This is a genomic window from Janibacter indicus (assembly GCF_900176385.1).
GTDB lineage: Bacteria > Actinomycetota > Actinomycetes > Actinomycetales > Dermatophilaceae > Janibacter > Janibacter indicus.
The window spans coordinates 36,712-58,882 of the sequence record NZ_FWXN01000015.1 but is presented as its reverse complement, the minus strand read 5'-3'; the positions used below and the strand labels follow the sequence as shown (position 1 = coordinate 58,882).

Below are 22,171 nucleotides of genomic sequence, written 5' to 3'. Positions count from 1 at the left end.
AACTCTTCCCTCATGTTCTTCAATGGAGCTCCCTGGGCGGTGCGGTGACTGGCTTCGACACCGCCACCGTTCACCGTCCAGGGGCCCGGCTCATGCATGACACGAGCAGAGGGTGGGGACTTCTACATGGCCACCAGCGGGGACCTCATCTGGCCACCAGTGGGGACTTTGTCACGGCCATGGACAACGGGCGCGCTCTGTGTTGAGACAGACGGACAGGCCCCGATCGCCACTGGCGACCGGGGCCTGACTCGTGCCCGGGACATGTGCGCTCGGCGCCCATCAACTTTCTTCGGGGAAGTTATGCTGGGGCGCAGCCCACGACCCCCGGAGGCCCCGCATGCCGCTTCGATCCGACTGGTCCGACGACCTGTGCCCTGTCCGGCGTTCGCTCGACGTCCTCGGTGACGGCTGGGTCCTGCTCATCATCCGCGACGTCCTCCACGGGCGAGGGCGCTTCGACACGCTGCGCGACAACCTCGGCATCTCCGACGCCGTCCTCAGCCGACGGCTGCGCGCGATGGTCGAGGCCGGCCTCCTGGAGCGCGTCGACTACTCCGACGGTGGGCGCACCCGCCAGGGTTATGCCGCGACGGAGGCGGGCGCCGAGCTGCTCCCGGTGCTGCAGCAGTTGGCGATCTGGGGCGAGCGGCACACGGTGACTCCACCCGGCGGCGGGCACATGGCGCTCATCCACGAGGCCTGCGGGTCGGAGACGACGCGCGGCGAGATCTGCAGCGCCTGCGGCGAGCCGCTCGTCCCTGAGGAGATGTCGTGGGACAAGCCCTGGCGCGACCGACGCGACCGGCTCGTCGCTGCCGGTGAGCTGCATTCCCCGCGGTGATCTCCCTTCGTCCCTGCGGACGGCGTGCACAGGTGGTCGTGCTGGTGCACCAGATGGCCGGGGAACGCCACGAGATGCACCAGCACGACCTTCTGTGCACGGTCAGCGGCGCATCACCTGGAACTCGGTCGTCGCGATGACGCTGCTGCCGGAGTAGGCGCTCGCGCAGTCGGTCGCGTTGTCCGGGTCGTCGTCCTGCTCGCCGGCGAACTGCTCGCCGCCCTAGCAAGGGTGAGGGGGTTCCGCGACGTGACGGTCGTCACAGGGTGTGGCGGTGCCCCGGACCATAGCGGCGCTCGCGGACCCTCGCATGTCGACAACGACGAAGGGCGTCACCCCCGTTGGGGGGGCAACGCCCTTCGTCGTTCTTCCGGTCAGCCCGGCGCGTCAGCGCCGAGTCAGGAAAGGGTCAGGCTTGCTTGTCGAGGTCGGCGGCCACGCGGCGGTGGGCCTCCCAGATCTCCTCGGGCAGCCGGTCGAAGGCCTTGAGGTGCTCCTCGCGGAAGCCCATCTCCTGCTGCCAGCGGGCCACGTCGATGTCGAGGATGCGGTCGAGGTCCTCCTGCGGCAGGTCGAGCCCGGTGAGCTCGAGCTCCTCCTGCGTCGGGATGATGCCGACCGGGGTCTGGCGACCGGTGACCTCGCCCGCCTTGAGCTGCATGAGCCACAGCAGGGGGCGGAGGTTCTCGCGGTAGCCGGGCCACAGGTAGTGACCGTCCTCCGGGTCCTTCTGGAACCAGTTGACGTGCGCGAAGAGCGGCTTGTCCTTGGCGGCCCCGACGATGTCGAGGTAGTGGCGCGCGTAGTCGCCCTCGCCGTAGGCCATGAAGGGGCGGTTGGACATCGGGTCGTAGCGCAGCTGGCCCTCGACACCCTCGGCCGCGGCCGTCGCCTCGGCGCCCAGGGTCAGACCGTCGTAGACGCCCTCGGGCAGGTCGGTGATCGCGCGGATCAGCGGCTCGCGGTCACGCGTGCGGCCACCGAAGATGATCGCGTCGATCTCGACACCCGCGGCCTCATCGAAGTCGGGGGCGGCGTTGGGCACGTTGGCCAGCGTCGTCGTGAAGCGGCTGTTGGGGTGCGCCCACGGCGAGGTGTCGCCGGGCTCGCGGTCGGCGATCGCGTCGCCCTTCCAGTCGAGCCACCCGTCGACGTCGGCCGGCGGCTCGGGCGTGCGGCCTTCCCACCAGACCTCCTCGGTCTTGGGGTTGTAGGCGATGTTGGTGAAGATCACCTTGGTGCCCGGGTCGACGGAGTGCAGCGCCGTCGGGTTGGTGCTCTCGTTGGTGTCCTTGGCGACACCGAAGACGCCGAACTCGGGGTTCATGCCCATGAGCTTGCCGGTGGACTCGTCGACCCACAGCCAGGCGATGTCGTCGCCGTAGAAGTCGACCTGGTAGCGGTCGCCGAGGGCGTCCGGCGGCAGCATCATCGCGAGGTTGGTCTTGCCCGAGGCGCTCGGGAAGCCACCGGTGATGTGGTAGCGCCTGCCGGTCTCCTTGTCGGTGATGCCGATGAGCATGTACTGCTCGGCGAGGAACTTCTTCGTCGCCCAGCCGTCGTAGGCGCCCTGGCGCAGGCCGTGGGCGATCTTGCCGAGCAGCGCGTTGCCGCCGTAGGACGAGCCGAAGTGCAGGATGGTCCGCTCGTCGGCGACGGTGACGAAGTAGCGCTTGTCGTCGGGCGTCCCCTGACCGAGGTTCTCGAGGTCGCCGGTGACGTGGACGGCGCGGACGAAGTCGTCCTGGACCGGCAGGTCGTTGACGTGCTCGACGCCGACGCGCGACATGCGGATCATGTGCAGCACGACGGGGCGGGAGTCGGTCAGCTCGACGCCGGTGGCCCACTGGGCGAGCTCGTTGCCCTTGGGGGACATGAGGTACGGCAGGACGTACATCGTCTTGCCCTTGGACTGACCGCGCATGAGCTCGGTCAGCTTCTCCTTCATCTCCGCGGCGGGGCGCCAGTTGTTGTAGACGCCCTTGTCCTTCTCGTCGTTGGTCGCGACGATCGTGCGCTCCTCGGAGCGCGCGGTGTCCTTGGAGTAGGAGCGGGAGTAGTAGCGGCCCTCGCCTGCGGGGAGGAGCTCACCCGCCTCGACGGCCTCGGCGATCAGGCGGTCGTCGTCGTCGGCGCCCACCACCTCGATCCGGTCCGGCTGGGTGATCTCGGCCCAGTGCTTCACGTACTCGCGAACGGCCTCGTTGGTGAGACCTGACGCGTCAAGCGCGGCGTCGACGTCGACCATGCTCAGTTTCCCTCTCACGTGCTTGGTGTGCGGGCGGTCCCTCGCGGGTTCTCCCGGTTGCGGGCAGGCTACCGTCCGGCGGCTGGTCACGGCGGGGAGGTCCGGGGCCCCGAGGCGTGATGTGACCCACCTGCGGGGCGAAGGGGGCGCGAGCCTCTCCCTTCGACCGTCCCGTCCAGGGGTGCTGCCGAAACTCGTAGTGACTCGCCGGTTTACCGATACGAGGTGTAGCAGGTACTGTCGGTATCGCACACTTTCCGTTCCACTCAGCACTGTCGCGAAGGGTTCTCCCACATGGCTTCCACCGACACGATGTCCTTGGCCGACAAGGGCCAGCGACTCGGCCTGCGGCTCATCGCCAAGGCCGGCGGGCTGCCCGGCCTGAAGGACAAGGAGGTGCGCGCCAAGGTCGAGCGGTACCTCTACAAGGGCGCCGTCACCGGCTTCAAGGCGCAGACCGCTGCTGGGCGCGCCTTCACCAAGAAGCAGGGCTCCGGCGGCCCGGCCCGCGCCGCGACGGCGAAGCCGAAGCCGCTCTTCGACCTCACGCCCACCGAGGACCAGCAGATGATCCAGGGCGTGGCGCGTGAGCTCGCCGACGAGATCATCCGCCCCGCCGCCGCGACCGCCGACGCCGAGCGCGCCGTGCCGGCCGAGGTCCGCACCGCCGCGGCCGAGGTCGGGCTCCACCTCGTCGGGGTCCCGGCCGAGCTCGACGGCATCGCCGAGGAGCGCTCCGCCGTCACCGGCGCGATCGTGCTCGAGGAGCTGGCCCGTGGCGACATGGGGATGGCCACGGCGATCATGGCGCCGGCTGCCGTCGCCACCGCCATCGCTGCCTACGGCGACGCCGACCAGCAGGCGACCTACCTGCCGGAGTTCACCGGCGAGACGCCGCCGACGGCGGCCCTCGCCCTGCACGAGCCCCAGCCGCTGTTCGACCCCTTCGCCCTGCGCACCACGGGCCGGGTCGAGGGAGACGAGATCGTCCTCGACGGCGTCAAGGCCATCGTCCCCGGCGCCGAGGCGGCCGACCTCTTCATCGTCTCGGCCGCGATCGACGGCGAGCCGCGACTGGTCCTCGTCAAGCCCGGCACCGAGGGCGTGAAGACCGAGGACGACCCGGCCATGGGAGTCCGTGCCGCCAAGACCGCCCGACTCCACCTGGAGGGGGCCCGCGTCGCCAAGAGCGACCTGCTCGGCACCGCCGAGGACCACGCCGACGCCGTGCGCCGTGCTCGGCTGGCCTGGGCGGCCGCCGCCGTGGGCACCTCGCAGGCGGTGCTCGACCACGTGAGCGAGTACGTCAAGGAGCGCAAGGCCTTCGGCGAGCCGATCGGCTACCGCCAGGCCGTCGCCTTCACCGTCTCCGACATCGCCATCGAGCTGGCCGGACTGCGCCTCGTCGTGTGGAAGGCCGCCGCCCGCCTCGACCGCGGCGAGGACGCCAGCGCCGAGATCGCCCAGGCCCGCAGCCTCGTCAGCCGCCACGCCACGTGGATCGGATCGAGCGGCGTGCAGCTGCTCGGCGGCCACGGCTTCGTCAAGGAGTTCGACAACGAGCGCTGGTACCGCGACCTGCGGGGCGCCGGAGTCCTCGAGGGCACGCTGCTCGTCTGAGCGCGGCCCCTTCACCCCACAGACCTGACACGAAGGACACGATCATGATCGACCTCGAGGTTCCCAAGAAGTTCCGCCCCCTCGTCGCCCAGGCGCGCGGCATGGCGGAGGAGGTCTTCTGGCCCATCTCGCGCAAGTACGACCGCGCCGAGCACGAGTACCCCGCCGAGCTCGACCTCGTCTCGGCCGTCATCGACGGCATGTCCGACGGTGGCGCCGGCCAGGGCGCGGGTGCCTCCTCCTCGACCCGCGCCAAGGACGACGGCGCGGAGGAGGGCGACGTCGCGGCCGTCGGCTCCGGCCGCAGCCCGAAAAAGGGCCCCAAGGACAACAAGAACGGCTCCAACCTCTCGTCGGTGCTCTCCATCCTCGAGACCTGCCGCGGCGACGTGGGGCTGACCCTGTCCATCCCGCGCCAGGGGCTGGGCAATGCGGCGATCGCCGCCGTCGCCAACGACGAGCAGAAGGCGCGCTACGCCGGCAAGTGGGCCGCCATGGCCATCACCGAGCCCGACGTCGGCTCGGACTCCGGCGCCATCCGCACGACCGCGGTCAAGGACGGCGAAGAGTACGTGCTCAACGGCGAGAAGATCTTTGTCACCTCCGGTGAGCGGGCCGAGCTCGTCGTCGTCTGGGCGACCCTCGACCGCAGCCTGGGCAAGACGGCGATCAAGTCCTTCGTCGTCCGGCGCGACAACCCCGGACTGCAGCTGGTGCGCCTGGAGCACAAGCTCGGCATCCGCGCGTCCGACACCGCGGCCTTCGTCCTCGACGACTGCCGCGTGCCGGCGGAGGACCTCCTGGGTGACCCGGAGATCAAGATCGAGGGCGGCTTCGGCGGCGCCATGCAGACCTTCGACAACACGCGTCCGCTCGTCGCGTCGATGGCGCTGGGGCTGACCCGTGCGTCGCTCGACAAGACCACGGAGCTGCTCAAGGAGGCCGGCATCGAGGTCGACTGGGACCGGCCGGCCAATGTGCAGTCCGCCGCTGCCGCCAAGCTCATCGAGCTCGAGGCCGACTACCAGAGCGCCTACCTGCTCACCCTGCGCGCGGCGTGGATGGCCGACAACGGCAAGCCCAACTCGATGGAGGCCTCGATGGCCAAGGCGAAGGCCGGGCGCACCTGCGTCAACGTCTCCCTCGCCTGCGTGGAGCTGGCCGGCGCCACCGGTTACGCCGAGACGCACCTGCTCGAGAAGTGGGCCCGCGACTCCAAGATCCTCGACATCTTCGAGGGCACGCAGCAGATCCAGCTGCTCGTCGTGGCCCGCCGGCTCCTCGGCTACTCCAGCAAGGAGCTCAAGTAGTCGCATTGCCGTAGGGCAATGCGGTCTCGGGTGTGCATTGCCGTAGGGCAATGCGGTCTCGGGGGCGCACGACCTTCAGGAGACTGCAGCCGCCGCCGCGCCCCCTTCGTCCCACCCCGGACGAAGGGGGCGCCGCGCCTTATCATCGGGGCGTGATCGTCCTCGCGGTGTGCAGCCTCAAGGGTGGTGTGGGCAAGACGTCCGTCACCCTCGGGCTCGTCGCGGCCGCGCGGGCCGCCGGGCTGCGCACGCTCGTCGTCGACCTCGACCCGCAGGGCGACTCGACTGCCGGTCTCGACGTCGACGGGGAGGTCAGCGCCTCGAGTGCCCTCGTCATCGACGAGCCGCGCCGCCGTCACCTGCGCGCCGCGACCCTGCGCAGCCACTGGAGCGACGGTGACCACCCGCCCGTCGACGTCGTCGTCGGCGGCGACGGCCTGGCCGCGATGGACCGCACCGACCTCTCCTCCCGGCGGCTGACCTCCCTTCGCGCCGTGCTCGACAAGGTGTCCGGCGACCACGACCTCGTGCTCGTCGACTGCCCGCCCTCGCTCGGGGGCCTCACCCGCATCGGTCTGGCCGCGGCCGACCGGGCGATCATCGTCACCGAGCCGGGGGTCTTCGCCATCGCCGCGGCCGACCGGGCGCTGCGGGCGGTGCACGACGTGCGCACCCAGCTCAACCCCCGCCTCCAGCCGCTCGGCATCGTCATCAACCGCGTGCGCCCCAACATCGGCGAGCACCGCTACCGCGTCGAGGAGCTCACCTCGCTCTTCGGGCCGCTCGTGCTGACCCAGCAGATCCCGGAGCGCACCGCGGTCCAGCGTGCGCAGGGCGCCTACGTCCCCATCCACGCCCTGCGCAACCCGGGCGCCCGCGAGGTCGCGGCGCTCTTCGACGGGATCCTCGCCCACGCCCTGCGGGCGGCTCGACGGCAGCGTCCCTGACCATTTCCTGACTCAGCGATCTCCCCCGGATGCGTGACCTGAGTCATACAGTTCCCGATGGCGGCGTACCGCCGCCGATCACCATCGGGAGGAACCACATGCGACACCAGCGCATGGCCGCGGTCCTGGGCGCCCTCGCGCTCGGGGCGACCGGGCTGACCGCCACTGCAACCGCCACCGCAGCACCCACCGTCGAGACCGGATCGACCGTCTCCGCCACCGGGGCCGAGACGAGCTACGTCGTGCTCGCCGACCGTGGCGGCAGCGCCACCGCCCTCGCCAAGCGCCTCGAGGCGAAGGGGGCGAAGGTCGTCTCGGTCAACGACAAGGTCGGGATGGTCACCGTCACGTCCACCGACACCGCCTTCGCCGCGAAGACGCGGGCGATGAAGGGCGTCTTCGGCGCCGCCGAGGAGGGCATCGTCGGTCGCTCCCCGCAGGAGCGGGCCAAGAAGCAGCAGCTCGAGCGTCCGCGCGCCCAGGCCAAGGGCAAGGCCGCCGCCGCGGGCCAGGGCAAGGGCAAGAGCAAGAGCAAGGGGGCCGACCCCCTCGACGACAAGCTCTGGGGCCTGGACATGATCAACGCGTCTGCCGCGCACCAGGTCGAGTCCGGCGACAAGCGGGTCAAGGTCGGTGTCATCGACACCGGCGTCGACGCGAGCCACCCGGACATCGCGCCCAACTTCGACCACAAGCTCTCGCGCAACTTCACCACCGACATCCCCGACATCGACGGGCCCTGCGAGGTCGAGTCCTGCGTCGACCCTGCCGACGTCGACAACGGCGGGCACGGCACCCACGTGGCGGGCACGATCGCCGCGGCCAAGAACGGCATCGGTGTCTCCGGTGTCGCGCCGGACGTCTCGATCGTCAACGTGCGCGCTGGTCAGGACGCGGGCTACTTCTTCGTCGGCCCCACCGTCAACGCCCTGACCTACTCCGCCGACGCCGGCCTCGACGTGGTCAACATGAGCTTCTACGTCGACCCGTGGGCCTACTACTGCGAGGGCGGTGCGCCCGAGGACAGCCCGGAGGAGGCCGCCGAGCAGGACATGATCATCGAGTCGATGTCGCGTGCGCTCAACTACGCGCACTCCAAGGACGTCACCATGGTCGGTGCGCTCGGCAACGCCGCGACGGACCTGGCCAACCCCGGGACCGACTCGGAGAGCCCCAACTACCCCGAGGGCAATGCCCACGACCGCACCATCGACAACTCGAGCTGCAAGGACCTGCCGGTCGAGGGTCCGCACGTCATCGGGGTCTCGGCCGTCGGCCCGACGGAGCGCAAGTCCTACTTCTCCAACTACACGACCGACCTGACCTCCGACGAGATCGAGATCAGCGCCCCCGGTGGTGACTCCCGCGACAACTACGGCACCCCCGACTACCGCAGCCCGAGCAACCTGATCCTGTCGTCCGTCCCGGAGAACGTCGTCAAGGCCGAGGGCTCGGTCGACGAGGACGGCAACATCACCGAGGCCGGTGAGGGTTACGTCTTCAAGGACTGCGGCAGGGTCAAGGGCAAGGAGCAGTGCGGCTACTACGAGTACTACCAGGGCACCTCGATGGCCTCGCCGCACGCGGCGGGTGTCGCCTCCCTGATCGTCTCGCGCTACGGCAAGACCGCCGGCAGGGCCGGCTTCGGCCTCGCCGCGGACACCACCCGTGAGGTGCTGCTGGGCACGGCCCGCAACAAGGCCTGCCCCGAGCCGCGCACCGTCGTCTACCCGGGGCTCCCGGCGGCCTACACCGCCACCTGCGTCGGTGACGAGGACTTCAACGGCTTCTACGGCGAGGGCATCATCGACGCCCAGGCCGCGGTGGCGAAGAAGAAGCTCTGACGCACCACCACGAACCGTCGTCCGCAGGTGCGACGCAGGAGCCTCGAAGGGGGCCGGTCACCGCGAGGTGACCGGCCCCCTTCGTCACGTCGCGAGCGTCTCGTGGGCCTCGACCATCGCCGGGCCGTACCAGGTGAGCAGGCGGCCGCTCACGAGCCGGGTCGGCGCGTGGGTGAAGGCCTCCGGTCCGTCCTCGGCCGTGAAGACATAGGGCTCGTCGGGCAGGAGGACGAGGTCGACGCGGGGATGGTCGAGATCGGCCAGGTCGACGCGCGGGTAGCGGTCGCTCGGGTCGGCGTCGGGGCCGGCGAGGGCATTGGTCCAGCCGAGCCGCGTCAGCAGGTCGGTCGTGTAGGTGCGGGGGCCGACGGCCATCCACGGGTCGCGCCAGATGGGGACGGCGACGGTCCCTCGGGTGGCGGGCGCCGCTGTGCCCCAGAGCTGCTCGGCCTGCACCAACCACTCGGGCACCGGCTGGCGCAGCGCCTCGACCCAGAGCCGGCGCATCGAGGTCAACGCCGACGGCACGTCCTCGATGTCGGTGACCCAGACGGTGACACCTCGTTCACGCAGGCGGCGCACGTCGAGCTCGCGATTTTCTTCCTTGTTGGCGACGACGAGGTCGGGGGAGAGGTCGGCGATCGCGCGCAGGTCGGGGTTCTTGGTGCCGCGGACCCGGGCCACGTCGAGGTCGGCCGGGTGGGTGCACCAGTCGGTCGCGCCGACGAGGGTCTCGGGGCAGCTCGTGGCGATCGCCTCGGTGAGGCTGGGCACGAGCGAGACGACCCGCCGCGGGGGAGCGGTCAGGTCGACGGGCGCACCCAGGTCGTCGCGCAGCATCAGTGCACCGCCAGGGTGAGCAGCTCGGTCGCCGCCATGCCGACGATGGCCACGGCGAGGACGAAGGGGGCCCGGCCGTCCCGTCGCCGGGTGGACTCGGGCTCGGCCGCATAGCGGCGGCGGCCCATGGCGAAGGCGGCACCGGCCAGACCGAGGGTGGCGAGCATGATGAGCAGCGCGGCCGGTCCGATCTCGCCGGTCGTGTGCCGGGCGATGACCGCGGCCCCCGCAGCGGTCGTCAGCGAGGTGCGCTGCCACGACAGCGCGGTGCGCTCCGGCTGGGCGCCCCGCGGCGCCGACCTCGCGAGCTCGGTCATCGTCAGCCGCCCGCCACGACGACGGCGAGGGCGGCCGCGGCGACGAGCACGACACCGGTGATGACGGCAGCCGACACCCCGAGCGAAGGGAGTGGCTCCTCCCTTCGCATCGCCCGCTCGGCCATCGCCCACCGGAGGAAGGCGAGGAGCGGGCACAGCGCGCCGAGGGCCAGCAGCATCGCGGCCAGCCCGGTGGTCATCGCGGCGGGGACACCGATGTCGATGACGTCCACGGCGACACCGGCGGCGAGCAGCGCGAGGGTCGTGCGCAGCCAGGCGAGGAAGGTGCGCTCGTTGGCGAGGGAGAAGCGGTAGTCCGGTTCTTCTCCCTCGCCGTAGACGTACCCGGGCCAGCGGTCTGAGGTCACGGTCGCAGGCTACCGAGGTCCGCATTGCCCTCCGGCAATGCGGCCGGGAGTGCGCATTGCCGTAGGGCAATGCGCGAGAGGGGCGTCAGACATTGCGGCGGTACTGGCCGCCCACCTCGAAGAAGGCGTCGGTCACCTGCTGCAGGCTGCACACCCGGGCGGCGTCCATCAGCACGGCGAAGACGTTGGCATCGGTCGTCGCCGCCTCCTTGAGGCGCGCGATCGCCTCCTCGGCGTGTTCGCGGTGCGTCTCCTGGTAGGTCTGCACCCGCTCGAGCTGGGAGCGCTTCTCCGACTCGCTGGCGCGGGCGAGCTCGATCTCGTCGGGCTCCCCCTTCGCGCCGTCCTCACGCAGGAAGGTGTTGACGCCGACGATCGGCAGGGACCCGTCGTGCTTGCGGTGCTCGTAGAGCAGCGACTCGTCCTGGATCCGGCCACGCTGGTAGCCGGTCTCCATCGCGCCGAGGACACCGCCGCGGTCGTTGATCCGGTCGAACTCGGTGAGCACGGCCTCCTCGACGAGGTCGGTGAGCTCGTCGATGATGAAGGACCCCTGGAGCGGGTTCTCGTTCATCGACAGGCCCCACTCGCGGCTGATGATCAGCTGGATCGCCAGGGCTCGGCGCACCGACTCGGTGGACGGCGTCGTCACGGCCTCGTCGTAAGCGTTGGTGTGCAGGCTGTTGGCGTTGTCGTAGAGCGCGTTGAGTGCCTGCAGCGTCGTGCGGATGTCGTTGAAGTCCATCTCCTGCGCGTGCAGCGACCGGCCGCTCGTCTGGATGTGGTACTTCAGCTTCTGGCTGCGGTCGTTGGCACCGTACTTCTCCTTCATGGCGACCGCCCAGATGCGGCGGGCGACGCGGCCGAGGACCGAGTACTCGGGGTCCATGCCGGAGGAGAAGAAGAAGGACAGGTTGGGCGCGAAGTCGTTGATGTCCATGCCCCGCGCGAGGTAGGCCTCGACGTAGGTGAAGCCGTTGGCCAGGGTGAAGGCCAACTGGCTGATGGGGTTGGCCCCGGCCTCGGCGATGTGGTAGCCGGAGATGCTCACCGAGTAAAAGTTGCGCACCCCCTGCTCGATGAACCACTCCTGGATGTCGGCCATCATCCGCAGGCTGAACTCCGTGGAGAACAGGCAGGTGTTCTGCCCCTGGTCCTCCTTGAGGATGTCGGCCTGCACCGTGCCGCGGACATTGGTCAGCGCGTGGGCGCGCAGCTCCTCGGCCTCGGCACCGGAGGGCTCGCGGCCCTCGCGCTCGCGGAAGGCGTCGACCTGCTGGTCGATCGCCGTGTTGAGGAAGAAGGCGAGGACCGTCGGCGCGGGGCCGTTGATCGTCATCGACACGCTTGTCGTGGGGGAGACGAGGTCGAAGCCCGCGTAGAGGGCCTTCATGTCGTCGAGGGTGGCGACGGAGACGCCCGAGGTGCCGACCTTGCCGTAGATGTCGGGGCGCTCACCCGGGTCGCGCCCGTAGAGGGTCACCGAGTCGAAGGCCGTCGACAGACGGGTCGCCGGCTGGCCCTGCGAGAGCAGCTTGAAGCGGCGGTTGGTGCGGAAGGGATCACCCTCGCCGGCGAACATACGCGCCGGGTCCTCGTTGTCGCGCTTGAAGGGGAAGACACCGGCGGTGTACGGGAAGAAGCCCGGCAGGTTCTCCGACCGCCAGAAGGTGACGAGGTCGCCGTGGTCGGTGTGCTTGGGCAGGGCGACACGCGGGATCTTGTTGCCCGACAGCGACTCCTTGGTCAGCTTGGTGTGCAGCTCCTTACCGCGGATCGTCACGACCTGCTCGTCACCCGAGTAGGACTCGACGACCGAGGGCCAGCGCTCGATCTGGTCGGCCACCTCGGTGGGCAGCGCCTGGCGGGCCGCGTCGAGCAGCTCGTCGACGCCGTGGCCGTCCTTGCCCGCGGCCGTCAGCTCGTCGTCGACGGCCGCCAGCCGCTGCACGCGGCGGGCGCTGTCGGCGAGCTCGGTCGTGCGTGCGTGGTAGCCGCGGACGGCCTCGCTGATCTCGGCGAGGTAGCGCACCCGGGTGGCCGGGACGACTTGGCCGAAGCGGGTGGAGTGCTTGGTGTCGACGGGCGCCAGCTGGCCCTCCTCGACCGGCAGCCCCTTGGCCGCGAGCAGGTCGCGCAGGTGCTGGTAGAGGCCGGTGACGCCGTCGTCGTTGAAGGTCGCGGCAGAGGTGCCGAAGACCGGCATGTCCTCGGGGCGCTGGCCGAAGGCCTCGCGGTTGCGGACGAGCTGACGGCCGACGTCGCGCAGTGCGTCGGCGGCGCCGCGGCGCTCGAACTTGTTGATCGCCACGACCTCGGCGAAGTCGAGCATGTCGATCTTCTCCAGCTGGCTGGCCGCGCCGAACTCCGGCGTCATGACGTACATCGGCACGTCGACGAAGGGGACGATCGCGGCATCGCCCTGGCCGATGCCGGGCGTCTCCACGACGACGAGGTCGAAGCCGGCGGCCTTGGTGATGTCGATGACCGTCGACAGGGCCTCTGGCACCTCGCGGTCGCCGCGGGTGGCGAGCGAGCGGAAGAAGACGGGCGACGCCCCCGAGAGGCTCTCGCCCAGGGAGTTCATCCGGATGCGGTCGCCGAGCAGGGCGCCACCGCCCTTGCGTCGGGTCGGGTCGACGGCGATGACGGCGATGCGCAGCTTGTCCTGCTGGTCGACGCGGAAGCGGCGCACGAGCTCGTCGGTGAGCGAGGACTTGCCCGAGCCGCCGGTGCCGGTCAGCCCGAGGACCGGGGCGTGGGACTTCTGTGCCGCCTCGGCGATGCCGCCGAGGAAGGTCTCGTCGAGGTGGCCGAGCTCGGCGCCCGAGATGGCCCGCGCCAGGGCGGCGCGCTCGCCGGCGAGCACCGCTTCGAGGCCGACCGGGCCGCCCTCCCAGACGTCGGTGTCGCAGTCGGTGATCAGCTGGTTGATCATGCCGGGCAGGCCGAGGCGCTGGCCGTCCTCGGGGGAGAAGATCGTCACACCGGCCTCGCGCAGCCGGGCGATCTCCTCGGCGACGATGACGCCGCCGCCACCGCCGAAGACCTTGACGTGGCCAGCGCCCTGCTCGCGCAGCAGCTGGGTGAGGTACTCGAAGTACTCGACGTGCCCGCCCTGGTAGGACGAGACGGCGACGCCCTGCACGTCCTCGTCGATCGCCGCGTCGACGACCTCCTGGACGGAGCGGTTGTGCCCCAGGTGGATCACCTCCGCGCCCTGGCTCTGCATGATGCGGCGCATGATGTTGATCGACGCGTCGTGGCCGTCGAAGAGCGCGGACGCCGTGACGAACCGGACCGGGTGGGTCGGGGAGTGCAGCTCGGGCGTGGACATGTCCTACCTCGTCGTCGAAGTGCGGGTCACCTCAGATGCTAGGACATCCAAGTATTTTTGGGAAACCGGCCGACCTCCACACGATCTGCAGATCTCCGCCCGATGATCGCCCCGGTCGGCGTGCCAGCCTGAGCCCGTGCGCCGCCTGCTGACCTCGCCCTGGACGACCGCGGTCGTCGTGGGGCTCTTCGTGCTCTCGCTGTGGGGTCCTCCCTTCGTCGTCGGGGGCCTCCTCCTGCGACCCGAGGTCGTGACCGCGGTCCTCGGCCTCGTCGTGGTCGGCCTCGTCGTCCGGCGGGTGCGCGCAGGTGGTGACGGGGCCGCCGGCCGGAGTGCCTGTGCTGCCCTTGCGGTGCTCGCCGTCGTCCTCGTCGTCGGCGCGCGGGGCGTCCTCGGTCTCGGCAGCTCCTACGTCGTGCTCGCGCCCGTGGGGCCGTCGGGGTGTCGGGTCGTCGTCGAGGAGTCGAGCTTCCTCATGCTCGGCTCCGGCCGGGTGGGCGCTGCGGGGAGGGTCGGGCCGGTCCGTCTCCAGTCGGACTACACCGCCGACGACGGTGGTCGACCGGCGAGCCTGGGGGAGTACGCCGTCCGGTGGTCGGGGCCGGACGCCGTCGTCCAGCTCCACGGCAACCCCGGCCAGCCGGTCTGGCCGGCGCTGCACGAGGTCACCTGCTGAGGCCGGGTGTCGAGGCTCCTTCGTCGCACCTCCACCAGCGTGGGTCAGCCGACGGTGTCCCCGTGCGCGGCGCGAAGGGAGGACAGCAGCGCCGTCGCCTGCCGCACCTGCGCCTCCGCCAGGCCGGGAGAGGAGAAGACCTGTGAGTTGAGGTCCGTCGTCGCGGACTCGACGACGTCGGCCCCCTTCGTCGTCAGGGAGGCGAGGACGACGCGACCGTCGTCGGGGCTCTGCCGTCGCTCGACGAGGCCCTGCTTCTCGAGCCGGGCGACCGCGCTCGTCACGCTCGTCGCGTGCACCTGCAGCAGCGAGCCGAGTCGACTCATCGGCATTTCCCGCCGCCGGCTGAAGGCGAGCAGCCGCAGGATCTCGAAGCGCGCGAAGGTCAGGTCGTGGGGCCGCAGCACCGACTCGACCCGCTCGTGGACCAGCTGCTGCGCGCGGACCACCGAGGTCATCAACGCCATGCCGTCCGCGGCGTCGGTCCACCCGTGAGCCACCCACTGGTCATGGGCGGCGGCGATGGGGTCGCGGTCGGTCATGGAGCCCGATCCTACGGGTGAGGGTGCCCTTTCATGGACTCGTTCCAGACGACGTGGAAGGGTAGGCAGGGCAAGCACATCCGCACGCATCGGAGGCCTCATGTACACCCTTCCCGATCTTCCCTACGACTACGGTGCCCTCGAGCCCGCCATGAGCGGCGAGATCCTCGAGCTGCACCACGACAAGCACCACGCGACCTACGTCAAGGGCGCCAACGACACCACCGAGAAGATCGCCGAGGCTCGCGACAAGGGTGACCTCTCCGGCATCGTCGGCCTCGAGAAGACGCTGGCCTTCAACGTCTCCGGTCACGTCCTGCACTCGATCTTCTGGGAGAACCTCTCCCCGGACGGTGGCGACAAGCCCGACGGCGCCCTCGGCACCGCGATCGACGAGCACTTCGGCTCCTTCGACAAGTTCCGCGCGCAGCTGACCGCCGCGACGCAGACGACGCAGGGTTCCGGCTGGGGTGTCCTCGCGTGGGAGCCGATCGGTCAGCGGCTGCTCGTCACGCAGGTCTACGACCACCACGGCAACGTCGCTGCGGGCATGACGCCGCTCCTGGCCTTCGACGCCTGGGAGCACGCCTACTACCTGCAGTACAAGAACGTGAAGCCGGACTACATCGAGAAGCTCTGGGACATCGTCAACTGGAACGATGTCTCCGCGCGCCTCGAGAAGGCCACCAAGGCCTGACCACTTCGGCACCGTGCCCGGGTCCCGTCCAGGGGCCCGGGCACAGCCGTGTCCAGCCGCATGTCCTCAAGGTCGTGCGAAGGGGAGGCCCCTCACCTCACGCGGTGACGGCCCAGCCGAGCGAGACGAGCGCGAGGCCGAGGGCGAGGTTGAGCGCGAGATCGGCCAAGGCGTGGCGGGTCCGGCCGGTCCGCAGGGCGCTCGCCACCTCGACCGCGTGGGTGGCGAAGGTCGTGTAGGCGCCGCAGAAGCCGATGCCGACGAGCGGCAGCAGCCACCCCGGGGCGGCGCCGGAGGCGTGCCCCGCCGCCAGGCCCAGCACCAGCGACCCGGTGGCGTTGACGACGAGGACCGCCCCGGCGGTCGTGGCGCCCGCGCCGCGCAGCCGCTCGACGACGAGGTGCCGGCACAGGGCGCCCAGAGCGGCACCGACGGCGACGAGCAGCGCGGTCACAGCTCCTCCTCGGCGACGGCCTCGTCGGCGAGAGCGTCACTGTTCCAGATACGGTCGCCGACGACCAGCCCCGCGACGGCAGCGCCGACGCCGAGCCCGATCGTCAGGACGAGGTAGCCGAGCAGCCCCCCGAGACCGTCGCCGGCCAGGGCATGCGTGTCGAGCGCGAAGCTCGAGTAGGTCGTCCACCCGCCGAGCAGCCCGACCGAGAGGAAGGGGCGCGCCAGCGGGTGGGCGGTGCCGCGCGCCAGCCACGCGACGAGCACCCCCATCGCGAAGGCGCCGGTGACGTTGACCAGGAGCGTCGCCCAGTGCGACCCGCCGGCCGCGAGGCCCACGCCCCACCGGCAGAGCGAGCCGACGGCGCCGCCAGCGGCGACGGCGGCGAGGGGGCCTCCCTTCGAGGCTCCTGCGTCGTGCCCCGGGACGACGCCCTGGCTCATGCCCGGATCGACTCGAGGTACTCCGCGATCCGGCCGATCGCCTCGGTGAGCACGTCCTCGTCGGGCAGCGTCACGAGCCGGAAGTGGTCGGTGTCGGGCCAGTTGAAGCCGGTGCCGTGGGTGACGAGGATCTTCTTGGCGCGCAGCAGATCGATGACGAAGGCCTCGTCGTCCTCGATTGGGTAGACCTCGGGGTCGAGCCGGGGGAAGCAGTAGAGGGCGCCGCGTGGCTCGACGCAGCTGACGCCGGGGATCTCGTTGAGCAGGCGCGAGGCGAGCTTGATCTGGTCGTGGTAGCGGCCGCCGGGGACGATGAGCTCGTTGATCGACTGGTATCCGCCGAGTGCGGTCTGGATCGCGTGCTGCGCGGGGACGTTGGCGCACATGCGCATGTTGGACAGGAGCGTCAGGCCCTCGAGGAAGTCGGCCGCCTCGTGCTTGGGTCCGGAGATCATCACCCAGCCGGCGCGGTAGCCGCAGACGCGGTAGGCCTTGGACAGGCCGGAGAAGGTCAGGCAGAGCACGTCGTCGCCCGCGTACTCGGCCGCGTGGTGGTGGACCGCGTCGTCGAAGACGATCTTTTCGTAGATCTCGTCGGCCATGACGACGAGGTCGTGGCGACGGGCGATGTCGACGAGGCCGCGGACGATCTCGGGCGAGTAGACCGCGCCGGTTGGGTTGTTGGGGTTGATGATGACGAGCGCCTGGGTGTGCTCGGTGATCTTCGACTCGATGTCCGCGAGGTCGGGGTTCCACCCGTTGTCCTCGTCGCACCGGTAGTGCACGGGTGTGCCGCCGGCGAGCGAGACCGCTCCGGTCCACAGCGGGTAGTCGGGGGCGGGCACGAGGATCTCGTTGCCGTCGTCGACGAAGGCCTGCAGCACCATCGAGATCAGCTCGGAGACGCCGTTGCCGATGTAGACGTCCTCGACGGTCGTCTCCTTGAGCCCGCGGGACTGGTAGTACTGCGCGACCGCGGTGCGCGCCGAGTAGATGCCCTTGCTGTCGACGTAGCCCTGCGCGTCGGGCAGGTGGCGGGTCATGTCGGCGACGATCGCCTCGGGTGCCTCGAAGCCGAAGGGGGCGGTGTTGCCGATGTTGAGCTTGAGGATCTTGTGGCCCTCGGCCTCGAGGCGCTGGGCCTCGACGAGGATCGGTCCCCGCACGTCGTAGCGGACGTCCTTCAGCTTGCGGCTCTGGCGGATCTGGCGCATGAGGCGCAGTCTTTCAGCAACCTCGACTTGCTGTTGACGAGGTCCATGCTTGGCTCTACCTTCAACCCCACCATCATCAGCCCGGGGAAGGGGAGGACATGTTCAAGAGATTCTCAAAAGGGGGGCGCTGGCTTTGGGCCTTGCCCTGATGCCGACGGCAGCCTTTTCAGTGGGTACGTCGTCGGATGACGGCGCTGGTTGGCAGACGCGCAAACAGGCGTACTCCAACGGAGCGTCGACCAACGGTGTCATCAGGAGCACACGAGGCGACATGGTGTACCACTCGGGTCAGGTGGCCAGGAACAACTGCGAGGACGTGGGGACCGGTCGCTACACGAGCAATGTCACGTCACTGACGAACGTCGGGAACAACGGGCGCATCATCACCACGTGGATGAACTGGCCGTGTCATGAGTTCCAGGGTGTCCGGGCCAAGATCTGCCGAGTCCGAAACAACGTGCCTGACGCCTGCGGAGCTTGGAGCTCCAGGTTTTGACGACACGTTCGCCCGACCTCCATGTCTCGTTGAGGGACGTGGAGGTCGCGTATCGGGGCAAGCAGGTCGTCCAACCGACGACGCTGTCGCTCCCTTTGGGGATCACGGCCTTCATGGGCAACAACGGTGAGGGCAAGAGCAGCCTGATCCGAGTGCTCGCGGGGGTCCAGCCTCCGTCCCGTGGGTTCCTCCTGCGCGGAGGTCAGGACGCTCACGCATCTGGGGCAGCCCGAAGGCAGCACCACCGAGTCACCGGATGGCTTCCCCAGGAAGCCGGATTGCCGCGCAACGTCACGGTGCGCGAGTTGGTCGACTACGCGGCCTGGCACAAGCAGGTGGCGCGAAGGGAGCGTCGCACCGCGTCGAGCGTGGCCATCGAGCAGGTGGACCTCGTGGAGCAAAATGACTCTCGGGTCGGCGCGCTCAGTGGCGGTCAGCGCCGACGAGTCGCGCTCGCAGCAGCGATCGTGGGTGCCCCGGACCTGCTCCTCCTCGACGAACCAACCACGGGGCTCGATCCCACCCAGCGCGATCAGCTGCACGGAGTGCTCAGATCGCTCCCTGCGAGCAGAGTCGTCGTCGCGACCCATCTCGTCGAGGACGTCCTCGCCGTCGCCGACCACGTCCTCTTCATCCGGGGTGGAGTCGTGCAGGCGCCGATCCCCATGTCTGAGCTCGTGCCCGCGGGAACAGACCTGGAGACGGCGAGCAGGGCACTCAGGCTCGGGCTGGCGGGATGACCATCGCACGTGCCGCACTGCTCGATCCGTGCCCGCCGTTGGTCCGTCGCCCGGCCCGCACGTGGGCAGCGCTGACCGCCTTCGTAGTTGTCGTGGACCTCGCGCTCGCCCTCACCACGCGTGAGCAGTGGTTGGGTTGGATGCCCTCAACGACCAATGCTTGGGCGGCCATGACCGTGACGCTGCCGCCTTCGCTCCTCGCTGGTGCCGCAGCGTGGCTCGTGGGCGCACCCCGGAGGAGCGGTGCGCAGGAGTGGTTGATCGCCTCGCCACGGCAGCTGAACTCGGCCGCGGTGTGGTCGGTCCTCTGGGTGGCCCTGGCAGGGGCGGTGGGGCACGTGATCACCTTCGCGGCCATGCTGATCTTGAGTTCGCGAGCAGCCCCCGTCGACTGGGCGGGGAGCCTGCCCGCGACTGCGTTCACCCTCGTGCTGATCATCGCCTTCTCTGTTCTCGCGGCGTCCTTCGGTGGGTGGGTGGGTTCGATCCTCCCGACGGCGGCTGCACTGCCTCTCGGCGCGGCTCTGCCGTACGGACTGGCCGTGTGCAGCGCCTTCATCAGCAGGGAGTCGCCGCTGGCGGCACTCTTTGTCCACAACGCCGTTCCCGTCGCGGCTCGCTCGACGACATGGGTGCTGCTCGCGCAGTCGGTGACCTACGCCGCCGTCGCCGTCTGGCTGCTGTTCCTGATGACGCGGCATGCCAAGAGTTCGTGGATGGCGTGGGTGGTCAGCGCGTCGGTTGCCGTAACGATGTTCGGAGGGCTGCCTCTGGTCTTCCCGCCCGGCGCCGAGGAGCCGGTCTGCCGAAGCGCGGCCTCGACGGTGTGTGTGCCCAGATCGCAGCTGGCTGCACTCGACGACCTGACCACGTTCACGGACGATGCGCTCGCGGACATGCCCGAGTCGATGCGGCCGGACTACGTGATCGGCAGCATGCCGCCTCCCGGGCGCGGCGCGATGGTCTCTGTCGGCAGTGACAAGGTCGTGGACCGTCAGCAAGTGATCGCCATGCTGGGTGCTGACTCCTTCGAGCCGCCGTGCGCGACGTCGACGGGAGACCCGTCAGCCACTCTTGCCCTGCTGACCTGGTGGTGGCGGGCGCACGACCTGCCGGAGGATGAGCAGGTCTATCCCGGTGGGCCGGTGCTGGCAGGCGAGGGCGCCATCGTCCCCACGGACAGCAGCAGAGTGGACCGTGTGGCCGTTGCAGAGCGGTTGTCGGCGATGTCGAGGGCCGAGCGAAACCGATGGTTCTCGGTCAGGGCAGACAAGATCCGGAGCTGCTCCCTCACAGCCGCGGACGTCAGGTGACTGCGCGCAAGACGGCGGCGCGGGTGCAGGGCATCAGCTCAGCTTGGCTCGTGCTGCTTCCCGTGGTCTGGGGGTTGGTGCCGACGTTGTCGTGGGCCACTCTGCCGCAGATCGCGCCGGGTGACCTCGGGATGACCAGGCCCTTGGAGATGTTCGGTACGGCTGTGCTCGCGGTGAGCGTCGCGCACATGGCCTGGCCGCTGGGGGATGAGGCGCCGTGGCTCTCGTCTGTGTCGGCACGAGGGGCTGCCCGACAACGCGTCGGGCGGTTCATGGCGCTCAGCGGACTGTGCGCTGTCGCGGCCGCTGTTACCGGACTGGTGCTCGTGCGGGCAGGGGTGGACCTGGCGCATTTCGTCGGGGTAGGGCTCTTGCTCTGGGCGCTCGCAGCTGCTGGCGCTGTGACGCTCGGACGCCGCGCCGCGGCGGTACTGCCCGTGGGGCTCATGCTCATTTCCAGCCGGGCCCACCTGATCCCCTGGGACAAGAACGTCGTCTTCAACGAGATGGCGACGGGCCCGCTGTGGGCGTTGGCAGTGGCCTGTCTGGCAGGTGCGGGGGTCGCCTTCGCGTACTGGGGGGAGGGCATCGCGCGCCGGGAGGTTCGCTCTGCGTGACCGACCGCCCAGAGGCGACCCGTGAGTAGCCTTCCGTCATGGCGGAGGACACGGCGGTGCTGCCGGCTCGCGTGCGGCGCGGCTACGGCCTCGGGTCGGTGGCGACGGGCGCCTTCGGCACGGTCCCCGGCCTGCTCCTGCTGCCCTACCTCACCGACCGGCTCGGCGTGGCCGCCGGCCTCGCCGGACTCATCGTCCTGCTGCCCAAGGCCTGGGATGTCCTGCTCAACCCGATCGCCGGCCGGGTCTCCGACCGCAGCACGCACCCCGATGGTCGGCGCCGCCCCTTCCTCGTCCGGGCCGGCCTGACCCTCGCCGTGCTCTTCGCGCTGCTCTTCGCCGGGCCGACCTCCCCTTCGACCCTGGCTGCCGCGTGGGTCGCCGTGCTCTTCCTCGCGTGCGCCAGTGCCTACGCCTTCTTCCAGGTCCCCTACGTCTCCATGCCTGCCGAGCTGACCCGTGACTACGGCGAACGCACCCGCCTGATGACGTGGCGGGTCGCGGTCCTCGCGCTGACGATCCTCGTCGCGGGCGGCCTGTCCCCAGCCCTGCGCGACGCCCTCGGTCCAGAGTGGGGCTACCGGGCCGTCGGCGTCTTCGTCGCTCTCCTCATCGTCGTCGGCGCACTCGGAGCCTGGTGGGGGACGAAGGGGGTTCCCCCCGTCGAGCACGTCGCCGCCGGCGGCTCCCTGGCCCACCAGCTGCGGGTCGTGGCGGGCGCCCCGGACTTCCGGGCCCTGCTGCTCACCTTCGCCGTCCAGGCGCTCGCGACCGGTGTCATGCTCGCCGGTGTCGACTACATGGCACGGTGGGTGCTCGGCGACCCCGGCGCCGCGACGGTCCTCTTCGTCGCCTTCGTCGGCCTCGCGCTCCTCGTCACCCCGCTGCTGTGACGTCATCACGATCGCCGACGAGATGAGCTCTCGCGGGTGGCTCGTGCAGCCCCAGATGGCCTTCGCCGACCACGCCGCGACACTGCACCTCACCCTCTGCGCGGCGACCGCTGCCCACACCGACGAGCTCGTCGCCGCCCTGACCGAGGCCGTCTCTGCGGCAAGGGAGTACGGCCCGGTCGAGGTCAACCCCGACCTCGTCGCGGCCGCCCGGCAGATCGACCCCGCAGGTCTCGACGAGGCGACCCTCGACGGTCTGCTCGCCATCGCGGGCCTCGGGGGCGGTGGCGGCACGCTGCAGGTGCCCGACCGCATGGCCGAGGTCAACGCGCTGCTCGACGCCGTGCCGCGGGCGCTGCGCGAGGCACTGCTCGCGGCCGTGCTGGACCGGCTCACCCGCTGAGTGGACCT

Annotated in this window: 21 protein-coding genes; 12 read left to right on the top strand and 9 right to left on the bottom strand. The window is 70.2% G+C overall.

Annotated elements, in window-relative coordinates; all coding sequences use genetic code 11:
- Positions 1-340 precede the first annotated feature (340 nt).
- Entirely contained in the window at positions 341-844 is a 504-nt protein-coding gene (locus B9B60_RS16105; RefSeq protein WP_084453026.1) for a winged helix-turn-helix transcriptional regulator, read from the top strand.
- Positions 845-1,253: 409 nt separating this feature from the next.
- Here B9B60_RS16105 and B9B60_RS16100 read toward each other — a convergent pair whose 3' ends face one another.
- The gene (locus tag B9B60_RS16100) at positions 1,254-3,092 is read right to left on the bottom strand and encodes a phosphoenolpyruvate carboxykinase (GTP) (protein WP_084453024.1); all 1,839 of its coding nucleotides are present in this window, start codon (positions 3,090-3,092) and stop codon (positions 1,254-1,256) included.
- Positions 3,093-3,386: 294 nt separating this feature from the next.
- Between B9B60_RS16100 and B9B60_RS16095 the strand changes: the two genes are divergently transcribed.
- From B9B60_RS16095 to B9B60_RS16080, 4 genes are all read left to right on the top strand, one after another.
- A complete protein-coding gene (locus B9B60_RS16095) occupies positions 3,387-4,712 on the top strand; it encodes an acyl-CoA dehydrogenase family protein (RefSeq protein ID WP_200811256.1) in 1,326 nt (441 codons plus the stop codon).
- Between the two features lie 44 nt (positions 4,713-4,756).
- The gene (locus B9B60_RS16090) at positions 4,757-6,022 is read left to right on the top strand and encodes an acyl-CoA dehydrogenase family protein (protein WP_084453022.1); all 1,266 of its coding nucleotides are present in this window, start codon (positions 4,757-4,759) and stop codon (positions 6,020-6,022) included.
- A gap of 152 nt (positions 6,023-6,174) precedes the next feature.
- The gene (locus B9B60_RS16085; protein WP_084453020.1) at positions 6,175-6,969 is read left to right on the top strand and encodes a ParA family protein; all 795 of its coding nucleotides are present in this window, start codon (positions 6,175-6,177) and stop codon (positions 6,967-6,969) included.
- A 98-nt stretch (positions 6,970-7,067) separates the two neighbouring features.
- A complete protein-coding gene (locus B9B60_RS16080; RefSeq protein WP_084453018.1) occupies positions 7,068-8,813 on the top strand; it encodes a S8 family serine peptidase in 1,746 nt (581 codons plus the stop codon).
- An 84-nt stretch (positions 8,814-8,897) separates the two neighbouring features.
- Here B9B60_RS16080 and B9B60_RS16075 read toward each other — a convergent pair whose 3' ends face one another.
- From B9B60_RS16075 to icmF, 4 genes are all read right to left on the bottom strand, one after another.
- The gene (locus B9B60_RS16075) at positions 8,898-9,653 is read right to left on the bottom strand and encodes a helical backbone metal receptor (RefSeq protein ID WP_084453016.1); all 756 of its coding nucleotides are present in this window, start codon (positions 9,651-9,653) and stop codon (positions 8,898-8,900) included.
- Positions 9,653-9,970 (bottom strand): DUF202 domain-containing protein, encoded by a 318-nt coding sequence (locus B9B60_RS16070; RefSeq protein ID WP_084453014.1) that lies wholly within the window; start codon positions 9,968-9,970, stop codon positions 9,653-9,655. Before B9B60_RS16070 ends, B9B60_RS16075 begins: the two co-directional genes overlap by 1 nt.
- Before the next feature lie 2 nt (positions 9,971-9,972).
- The gene (locus B9B60_RS16065) at positions 9,973-10,338 is read right to left on the bottom strand and encodes a YidH family protein (protein WP_084453013.1); all 366 of its coding nucleotides are present in this window, start codon (positions 10,336-10,338) and stop codon (positions 9,973-9,975) included.
- A gap of 85 nt (positions 10,339-10,423) precedes the next feature.
- Positions 10,424-13,675, bottom strand: a complete 3,252-nt coding sequence (icmF, locus tag B9B60_RS16060) for a fused isobutyryl-CoA mutase/GTPase IcmF (RefSeq protein ID WP_084453011.1) — start codon at positions 13,673-13,675, stop codon at positions 10,424-10,426.
- A 136-nt stretch (positions 13,676-13,811) separates the two neighbouring features.
- Between icmF and B9B60_RS16055 the strand changes: the two genes are divergently transcribed.
- Positions 13,812-14,351 carry a hypothetical protein gene (locus B9B60_RS16055; protein WP_084453009.1) on the top strand — a complete coding sequence of 180 codons (540 nt, stop codon included), beginning with the start codon at positions 13,812-13,814 and terminating at the stop codon, positions 14,349-14,351.
- A 44-nt stretch (positions 14,352-14,395) separates the two neighbouring features.
- Here the strand turns inward: B9B60_RS16055 and B9B60_RS16050 are convergent, their stop codons facing one another.
- A complete protein-coding gene (locus B9B60_RS16050; protein ID WP_084453007.1) occupies positions 14,396-14,893 on the bottom strand; it encodes a MarR family winged helix-turn-helix transcriptional regulator in 498 nt (165 codons plus the stop codon).
- A gap of 100 nt (positions 14,894-14,993) precedes the next feature.
- On the opposite strand from B9B60_RS16050, the gene B9B60_RS16045 reads away from it, so the two are divergent.
- Entirely contained in the window at positions 14,994-15,590 is a 597-nt protein-coding gene (locus tag B9B60_RS16045) for a superoxide dismutase (RefSeq protein ID WP_084453005.1), read from the top strand.
- Between the two features lie 97 nt (positions 15,591-15,687).
- Here the strand turns inward: B9B60_RS16045 and B9B60_RS16040 are convergent, their stop codons facing one another.
- The 3 genes from B9B60_RS16040 to B9B60_RS16030 are packed head-to-tail and all read right to left on the bottom strand — an operon-like array spanning position 15,688 to position 17,701.
- On the bottom strand, positions 15,688-16,044 hold the full coding sequence (locus B9B60_RS16040; protein ID WP_084453003.1) for a fluoride efflux transporter FluC: 357 nt from the start codon (positions 16,042-16,044) through the stop codon (positions 15,688-15,690).
- Positions 16,041-16,487 (bottom strand): fluoride efflux transporter FluC, encoded by a 447-nt coding sequence (locus B9B60_RS16035; RefSeq protein ID WP_084453001.1) that lies wholly within the window; start codon positions 16,485-16,487, stop codon positions 16,041-16,043. The genes B9B60_RS16040 and B9B60_RS16035 overlap by 4 nt, the downstream gene beginning before the upstream one ends.
- Entirely contained in the window at positions 16,484-17,701 is a 1,218-nt protein-coding gene (locus B9B60_RS16030) for a pyridoxal phosphate-dependent aminotransferase (RefSeq protein ID WP_084452999.1), read from the bottom strand. The genes B9B60_RS16035 and B9B60_RS16030 overlap by 4 nt, the downstream gene beginning before the upstream one ends.
- 609 nt (positions 17,702-18,310) lie before the next feature.
- Between B9B60_RS16030 and B9B60_RS16025 the strand changes: the two genes are divergently transcribed.
- The 5 genes from B9B60_RS16025 to B9B60_RS16005 are packed head-to-tail and all read left to right on the top strand — an operon-like array spanning position 18,311 to position 22,163.
- Positions 18,311-18,937, top strand: a complete 627-nt coding sequence (locus B9B60_RS16025) for an ATP-binding cassette domain-containing protein (protein WP_223277920.1) — start codon at positions 18,311-18,313, stop codon at positions 18,935-18,937.
- Positions 18,934-20,250 (top strand): hypothetical protein, encoded by a 1,317-nt coding sequence (locus B9B60_RS16020; protein ID WP_084452997.1) that lies wholly within the window; start codon positions 18,934-18,936, stop codon positions 20,248-20,250. Before B9B60_RS16025 ends, B9B60_RS16020 begins: the two co-directional genes overlap by 4 nt.
- Positions 20,247-20,867, top strand: coding sequence for a hypothetical protein (locus B9B60_RS16015; protein ID WP_084452995.1), 621 nt, complete (start codon positions 20,247-20,249; stop codon positions 20,865-20,867). The genes B9B60_RS16020 and B9B60_RS16015 overlap by 4 nt, the downstream gene beginning before the upstream one ends.
- Before the next feature lie 38 nt (positions 20,868-20,905).
- Positions 20,906-21,760 (top strand): MFS transporter, encoded by an 855-nt coding sequence (locus B9B60_RS16010; RefSeq protein ID WP_234993907.1) that lies wholly within the window; start codon positions 20,906-20,908, stop codon positions 21,758-21,760.
- Between the two features lie 22 nt (positions 21,761-21,782).
- On the top strand, positions 21,783-22,163 hold the full coding sequence (locus B9B60_RS16005; RefSeq protein WP_200811255.1) for a hypothetical protein: 381 nt from the start codon (positions 21,783-21,785) through the stop codon (positions 22,161-22,163).
- Positions 22,164-22,171 lie beyond the last annotated feature (8 nt).

Coding starts and splice junctions, on each gene's coding strand:
- B9B60_RS16090 (WP_084453022.1), top strand. CDS start 4,757: ATGATCGACCTCGAGGTTCCCAAGAAGTTCCGCCCCCTCGTCGCCCAG.
- B9B60_RS16080 (WP_084453018.1), top strand. CDS start 7,068: ATGCGACACCAGCGCATGGCCGCGGTCCTGGGCGCCCTCGCGCTCGGG.
- B9B60_RS16025 (WP_223277920.1), top strand. CDS start 18,311: ATGGGCAACAACGGTGAGGGCAAGAGCAGCCTGATCCGAGTGCTCGCG.
- B9B60_RS16075 (WP_084453016.1), bottom strand. CDS start 9,653: ATGCTGCGCGACGACCTGGGTGCGCCCGTCGACCTGACCGCTCCCCCG.
- icmF (WP_084453011.1), bottom strand. CDS start 13,675: ATGTCCACGCCCGAGCTGCACTCCCCGACCCACCCGGTCCGGTTCGTC.
- B9B60_RS16030 (WP_084452999.1), bottom strand. CDS start 17,701: ATGCGCCAGATCCGCCAGAGCCGCAAGCTGAAGGACGTCCGCTACGAC.
- B9B60_RS16105 (WP_084453026.1), top strand. CDS start 341: ATGCCGCTTCGATCCGACTGGTCCGACGACCTGTGCCCTGTCCGGCGT.
- B9B60_RS16100 (WP_084453024.1), bottom strand. CDS start 3,092: ATGGTCGACGTCGACGCCGCGCTTGACGCGTCAGGTCTCACCAACGAG.
- B9B60_RS16035 (WP_084453001.1), bottom strand. CDS start 16,487: ATGAGCCAGGGCGTCGTCCCGGGGCACGACGCAGGAGCCTCGAAGGGA.
- B9B60_RS16020 (WP_084452997.1), top strand. CDS start 18,934: ATGACCATCGCACGTGCCGCACTGCTCGATCCGTGCCCGCCGTTGGTC.
- B9B60_RS16070 (WP_084453014.1), bottom strand. CDS start 9,970: ATGACCGAGCTCGCGAGGTCGGCGCCGCGGGGCGCCCAGCCGGAGCGC.
- B9B60_RS16095 (WP_200811256.1), top strand. CDS start 3,387: ATGGCTTCCACCGACACGATGTCCTTGGCCGACAAGGGCCAGCGACTC.
- B9B60_RS16045 (WP_084453005.1), top strand. CDS start 14,994: ATGTACACCCTTCCCGATCTTCCCTACGACTACGGTGCCCTCGAGCCC.
- B9B60_RS16005 (WP_200811255.1), top strand. CDS start 21,783: ATGAGCTCTCGCGGGTGGCTCGTGCAGCCCCAGATGGCCTTCGCCGAC.
- B9B60_RS16050 (WP_084453007.1), bottom strand. CDS start 14,893: ATGACCGACCGCGACCCCATCGCCGCCGCCCATGACCAGTGGGTGGCT.
- B9B60_RS16010 (WP_234993907.1), top strand. CDS start 20,906: ATGGCGGAGGACACGGCGGTGCTGCCGGCTCGCGTGCGGCGCGGCTAC.